General features: G+C 44.3%; 6 protein-coding genes. 4 read left to right on the forward strand and 2 right to left on the reverse strand.

Going from position 1 to position 6,615, the window contains the following annotated elements:
- The first annotated feature begins 396 nt into the window (after window positions 1-396).
- The gene (locus NTX75_10325; GenBank protein MCX5816615.1) at window positions 397-2,079 is read left to right on the forward strand and encodes an HD domain-containing protein; all 1,683 of its coding nucleotides are present in this window, start codon (window positions 397-399) and stop codon (window positions 2,077-2,079) included.
- A 102-nt stretch (window positions 2,080-2,181) separates the two neighbouring features.
- Here NTX75_10325 and NTX75_10330 read toward each other — a convergent pair whose 3' ends face one another.
- A complete protein-coding gene (locus NTX75_10330; GenBank protein ID MCX5816616.1) occupies window positions 2,182-3,465 on the reverse strand; it encodes an MFS transporter in 1,284 nt (427 codons plus the stop codon).
- Window positions 3,466-3,513: 48 nt separating this feature from the next.
- Between NTX75_10330 and NTX75_10335 the strand changes: the two genes are divergently transcribed.
- From NTX75_10335 to NTX75_10345, 3 genes are all read left to right on the forward strand, one after another.
- Entirely contained in the window at window positions 3,514-4,626 is a 1,113-nt protein-coding gene (locus tag NTX75_10335) for a DegT/DnrJ/EryC1/StrS family aminotransferase (protein MCX5816617.1), read from the forward strand.
- A 160-nt stretch (window positions 4,627-4,786) separates the two neighbouring features.
- Window positions 4,787-5,011, forward strand: a complete 225-nt coding sequence (locus NTX75_10340) for a MoaD/ThiS family protein (GenBank protein ID MCX5816618.1) — start codon at window positions 4,787-4,789, stop codon at window positions 5,009-5,011.
- A 12-nt stretch (window positions 5,012-5,023) separates the two neighbouring features.
- The gene (locus tag NTX75_10345; protein ID MCX5816619.1) at window positions 5,024-5,497 is read left to right on the forward strand and encodes a DUF2569 family protein; all 474 of its coding nucleotides are present in this window, start codon (window positions 5,024-5,026) and stop codon (window positions 5,495-5,497) included.
- Window positions 5,498-5,656: 159 nt separating this feature from the next.
- On the opposite strand, the gene NTX75_10350 is transcribed toward NTX75_10345, so the two are convergent.
- Window positions 5,657-6,394 (reverse strand): SDR family NAD(P)-dependent oxidoreductase, encoded by a 738-nt coding sequence (locus NTX75_10350; protein MCX5816620.1) that lies wholly within the window; start codon window positions 6,392-6,394, stop codon window positions 5,657-5,659.
- Window positions 6,395-6,615: the final 221 nt, after the last annotated feature.

Below are 6,615 nucleotides of genomic sequence, written 5' to 3' on the forward strand. Positions count from 1 at the left end.
CTTGCTTGTTACGCTCCCTGCATATGTAATTGCAGGAATCGCAAGAAACAGAGCAAGCATTACAACGATAACTTTCTTCATTCTTGCCTCCTTTTTAATTTTGTTCTTAGATATTAAAGCCAACCCCACCTCCTTTATTAAGGTTTTTTAATTTTATAGCAGCGTATACAAAAGTTGTCAAGTAAAAAAATTAAAATATTTTAATAAAGGAAAAAATAAGCTAAGAACCTGTTAGATTAAGAACCTGTTTTATTAGTTTTATTGGTCTTATTGGTTAAAACTAATAAAACTATTTAAACCAATAAAACTAATTTAACCTTATTATTTTTTATTGTATAAGATAATCTTAATGATATAATTAGGATATAATAGAAAACTAAAGTTAGGTGTAATGAAATGGCAAAGAAAACCGTAAAAGGGCATGTAAATTTCACCAACAACGATCAGTTAAATGTATTGTTGAACAGACTGGTATCTGATGTAAGGGAGTTTACTGAAAACCAGCTTGAACATATCAAAAAATTAACCCAGATAGGCGTGGCCCTGTCAGCAGAGAAGAACATCGGCAGGCTCTTCGAAATGATTGTTGATGAGGCGAGAAAATTTACCCATGCCGACGGAGGCACCCTTTACATTATGTCCGATGATGAGCAGGAGCTGCGGTTTGCTATCGTTCAGAATGATACCCTGAATGTCAGAATGGGCGGCACCAGCGGGGAGATTGCCTGGAAACCGGTAAGCTTAAAAAACCCCGACGGCAGCCCGAACCACTCGAATGTCTCCGCCTATGCTGCGATTTCAGGTAATGTGGTGAATATTCCCGATGTGTACGATGCAGAAGGTTTTAATTTTGAGGGTACCAGGAAATTTGATGCTACAACAGGATACCGCTCCAAATCGATGCTTGTTGTGCCTATGAGGGACCACGAACAGGACATCATAGGTGTCCTTCAATTGCTGAATGCCATGGACACAGTATCAAACGAATCGATTCCCTTCTCCGGCGAGAGCCAGGAGATGACAGAGTCTCTGACGTCCCAGGCTGCAGTGGCGCTTACCAATAACCGCCTTATCCAGGGTCTCGAAAACCTTTTGGAATCTTTTATTACATCGATTGCTACCGCCATTGACGAAAAATCGCCCTATACAGGCGGTCATGTCCGGCGTGTTGCAGAGCTCACCATGACTATCGCGAAGAAAATCAATAAATCAAAGGAAGGTTCTTACGCAGACGTTTTCTTTAATGAAGACCAGATGCGGGAAATCCGTATTGCGGGATGGCTTCACGATGTGGGCAAGGTCACAACCCCTGAATATGTCGTTGATAAATCAACGAAGCTTGAAACGATCTGTGACAGGATTGAACTTCTGAAAACCCGTTTCGAGGTGCTGAAGAGGGATCGTGAGATCGAACTGCTGAGAGCAGGGATTGTTGTTGCAGGAAATATCCCGGCGCAACAGGGCACAACGGGAGACGATGACCATTTCAACGAGATGCTCGAAGATGATTTGAATTTCCTTATAATGGCCAACGTTGGTACTGAATTTATGGGGGGAGAGAAGATAGAAAGGCTTAAGAACATTGCACAGAGGCGATGGACCGTTGATGGAAAAGAATCTCCCATTCTTACCGATAATGAGATTTCCAACCTGAGCATTCAGCGGGGTACCCTCACCGACGATGAAAGGGATGTTATCAATAACCATGCAACGGTTACCTATAAGATGCTTTCACAATTGCCGTTTCCAAAAAAACTGCGAAATGTTTCTCAATATGCTGCGGCTCACCATGAAAGGCCTAATGGCTCAGGGTATCCCCTCGGATTAAAAGGGGACCAGCTTCCCCTCCAGTCCCGTATCCTTGGCTTGGCTGATATCTTTGAGGCCTTGACCGCAAAAGACAGGCCTTACAAAAAAGGAAAGGCCCTTTCGGAAGTCCTTAAGATTATGGGATTTATGGTAAAAGACGGGCATATCGACGGAGAACTTTTTGATTTTTTCATAAAAGAGCAGATTCACCTGAAATACGCCAGAGACGAGCTTGCACCGCAACAGATAGATATAGACCTGAATCAATAAACAATAACAAAACATCAAGGCTGAAGGAAAAGATATGCGCGGTTGCGCAAAAACCATCCTTTCCACCTTCAGCCTTTCCACCTGAGCAGGGCCTGCCTGCGACTACTTCAGTTCTTTCAAAAAAAATGTGAGTCCACTCACGAGCACCATAAGGGCACCTAATATAAATATCCCCAGGCGAAAGCTCACGAGATCACCGGAAAGGCCGAGGAAATACGGTATTATACCAAGGCCGAAGATGACGCCGAGGGTAACGATTAACCCTGTTGCCATCCCCCTCTGTTCCCGGTCAAAGGCGCGCGATATTGATACAAGCCCGACCGGAAAAAATCCTCCCACCACACTTGCCTGCAGGAAAAGGAAGACCTCTAAAAACCTTATGTCCTTATATGCGAGGAACATTGTAAACACCCCGGCGATAGATACAAGAAAGAACATCGTTTTTTTCAGACTGAACCTGTCAATGACAAAGCCTGACATTATGGCAACGAAGACACCCCCGAGCCGTGATATGCCGAATATTTTGTTTGCATAGCCGATATCAAGTGATAATTCTTTGGTGAGGTAGAGGGGGATGACAAAATATACACCGAGGTTTGCACCTGCGGCGAATATCCAGATTGCCCCCATAAGCCAGAGCGTTTTACTTTTAATAAGGTCTCCAAGGAGATTCCCCTTTTTCGCCTGAATCTTTATCTCCTGAATGGTAATTGCAAATACGACTATGGATATGATGAAAACAATGCCGAACACATAAAAGATCTGCCTCCACTGGAGAAACCGGAGGAAAAAGAGTGCAATGAATGGTACGGAAAAAATGCTTATAGACGCTGCAGAGTCATGGATGGCAATGGCCCTCCCCCATGTTTTTTCATTATAATATTCTGTTATGAGGGGTATTATGGAAGGCAGGTAGATCCCGGTGGAGAGTCCCAGCACAAAGGTTGAAAGTGAAAGAAGGGAGAATGCTTTAATGGAAGGGAGAATAAAGAATACAACAGCCGATACGAGCAGAGAGACAATGATAGACCTCTTATAACCGAACAGACCGGAAAGCATGCCTGAAAAGAAAAGGGAAATCCCATATCCGAGTGAGGTAAAAACGTAGAGGCTGCTCGCCTTTGCATGGCTTATCAGAAATTCATCTTCAATCAAGGGCATAATAGGCGCAAAAATAGTGCGCACGCTGAAGTTCATAAACCATATGAACCAGAGGAACATGAGGAGAAAAAAGGCCTTTCCTTTAATGTTTCCATACCTTTCCATGGCTACCAATGTAACCTTAACGATACCGGAATTCAACGAATTATTGAGAAATACGGGTTGAATGTGGTATAAAGGCTGAAGGTGAATAGGCTGAAGGCCGAAGGAAAAGACATGCGCCACCTAAGGTTATTTTATATTGTACTTTAATTATTGAAGGAGTATCTAAATATGAACATTCCCGTAATCAACTTAAAGGCTCAGTTCAAAAAGGTTAAGAAAGATGTATTCAAGGGTTTGCAGGAGATTCTCACAGAGCAAAGGCTCATCCTTGGGAAATACTGTAATCTGCTTGAAAGCGCTATTTCAGAATACACCGGGGTGCCCCATGCAATATCATGCGCAAACGGGACAGATGCGCTCATCCTTTCCCTTATGGCCCTTGGTATAAAAAACGGGGACGAGGTAATTACAACTCCTTATACATTTTTTTCAACAGCGAGCTCTATAGCCCTTATCAATGCCAAACCGGTTTTTGTTGATGTGGAAGAACATGACCTCAATATAAACCCCGTACTTTTAGAAAAGGCGATTACGCCGAAGACAAAGGCGATTATTGTTGTGCACCTTTTTGGAAAGCTCTGCGATATGGATGCTGTGTGCAGGATAGCAGAAAAGCACGGAATACCTGTCGTTGAAGACATGGCACAGTCTCTTGGCGCCAGGAAAGGCGGCGGGATGTCGGGAAGTTTCGGGGACATTGCAGCCTTAAGCTTTTATCCAACGAAAAACCTTGGTGGCATCGGCGAGGGCGGTATGGTGCTCACAAAAAGGAAGGATTTAGGCGAGAAGGTCAGAAAATTAAGGGTGCACGGCATGGATAACACCCCGTATCACCACGAAATGATTGGGTTTAACAGCAGGCTCGATGAAATAAAGGCTTGTGCACTTATGGCGAAGTTCCCCCACCTTGAATCATGGAACGGAAAAAGGATCGAAAATGCAAAGTTTTACAATAAAAGGCTGAAGGGACTTCCCATTATCTTTCCGAATGTGGGCGATGACGGATCACACATTGTCCATCAATATGTGATCCGTCTGAAAGAAAGGGACGGACTTCAGGGTTTCCTCAAGGAAAAAGGGATACAGACGGGGATATACTATCCTGTCCCCTTACACCTGCAGGAATGCTTCTCATCGTTGGGGTACAAAAAGGGTTTCTTTCCCGTTGCAGAAGAGGCGGCGCTCACGAGTCTTGCCCTCCCCGCATATCCTGAATTAACAAAGGCAGAAAAAGCATATATCGTGGAATCTGTCAGAAGCTTTTTGATGGGCCCTCTCTGACAATTCCTGGATCTTATATTCCGCCATATCGAATGAGAAAACTCAGGAAACACCAGGTTTTAGTAACTATTTTAAATAGTTAGAGCTCAATTTTAAAAACAGGAAAAGGGCATTTGTTTTTGATTGTTCGATATGATATTCTCTGGTTTGGATGGGCAATATACATATCACCATAAAGCTCTTTGCCATGTTGCGGGAAGGGCGTTTTGACACAAAAACCGGCGAGTTTCCTGTTGGTACAATGGTGTGCGAGATTATTCAGCAGCTTGGCATACCCGAAAAAGAAGTAACGCTGATCTTCATTAATGGCCGCCACGGACAACCGAATACACAGCTTATGGACGGTGACACCGTTGCCCTTTTCCCACCGGTGGGAGGAGGGTAGAGGGTATAAACGATGAATAACGAAGACATTAAATATAAAGGTGTAAAGGGCTGGCTTTTGCTTTTGTGCATTAATCTTACAATTCTTGACCCGTTTGCCATGCTCTTTAACCTTGTTTCAATAACGCATCTCACAAAACCCAACTTTGACACTTCCCCGCCGCTTTTACATCTGGTTCTCATCGGCGGGGCGTGCAGTCTCGCCTTGATGGTTTTCAGTGTCTATGCAGGGATATCGCTCTGGAAAGTACTCCCCAATGCAGTATCTACTGTGAAAAAATATTTCTTTGCCGTCTTTTTTTATTCCTTATTTTCTACGTTGCTTCCTTCTCTGGTAGGCCTGCCGGAAAAGGTACAGGCTGACTTTGCAGCAAATACTGCGCTCAATAGCCTTATCACGGTATCGTATGTTGCAGCATGGTATGTCTATTTAAGCAGGTCCAGGCGGGTAAAGACCACATATGAATCAGCAAAGAGCGCAAAATGAATAATTCCCATTAACCCTAAAACCCGACAAAGAAATACAGAAGGGCTGTAGGGGAAACACCGGGCAACTGATTGTAATTCATGGTAATTAAGTAATTCATGGTAATTGACGGTTAATGTATAGCATTTTCTTAATTCTTAATCATAATTGCCTTTAACCTTAAATCCCCCATCCCCCGGAAACAGTTATGCTTGTTCCCGTTATGAATGATGCGTCGTCTGATGCGAGAAATGCAGCAACCCTTGCAATCTCTTCAGGTTCTCCAATCCGCCCCAGCATGGTTTCCCGGATAATAGGCTCCTTATATTTGTCGGACATTTTGATAATGGGAGGGGTTCGGATGAGCCCGGGTACAATGGCATTGACAGTCACCCCGTCCGGCCCGCCTTCCCGTGCCGCAGTCTTTGTCAGCCCAAGGACTGCGGACTTTGCCGTAGCGTAGGCTGCTTCCCCCTTTGCCCCTAAAATCCCATACACAGAGCTAATGTTGATGATCCTGCCCCATCCGGCTGAGCGCATTTCCGGTAAGAGCCACTTAATAAGAAAAAAGGGGACGCCCACATGTATCCCCATTACAGCATTAAAATCATCTTTGTCAATTTTTGCTGTTACTCCGGGCCGGTCGAAACCGGCATTGTTTATAAGGATGTCGATTGATTCTTCGTTTTTAAACTCTTCAATGAGCCTTTGAAGTTGTGCAGTATGGGTAAGGTCTATGATCCGGGCAATCACGTTGCCCCATTGTGAAGCTATCTTTTCTGCAACACGGGGGAGGGTTTTCCTGCTCTTATCCAGGAGAATCAGTCTCGCCCCCCTCTCTGCAAAAACTTCTGCGCAGGCCTGACCGATGCCCTGGCCTGCCCCGGTAATCAATGCCGTATGACCACTAAGATTCACATTGTCCTCCTCGAAAGCATAATCAAATTTTATTGCCCATCCTCACTTCTATTACTGGGGCTTGCGTTGCCCCCTCCGTGCGACCCGCAAGCGGGTACGAACCTGTGAAATAATCAATTTTTCCATAAGCATGTTCCTTCTTCCTTTCGAGTTATACCGGCCAATCTCTATAAAAGTTCTCTCATCTTATGGAGACATATGCATTTCCTTATCGGGTAGGC

Source organism: Pseudomonadota bacterium (assembly GCA_026388315.1).
Taxonomy (GTDB): domain Bacteria; phylum Desulfobacterota; class Syntrophorhabdia; order Syntrophorhabdales; family Syntrophorhabdaceae; genus MWEV01.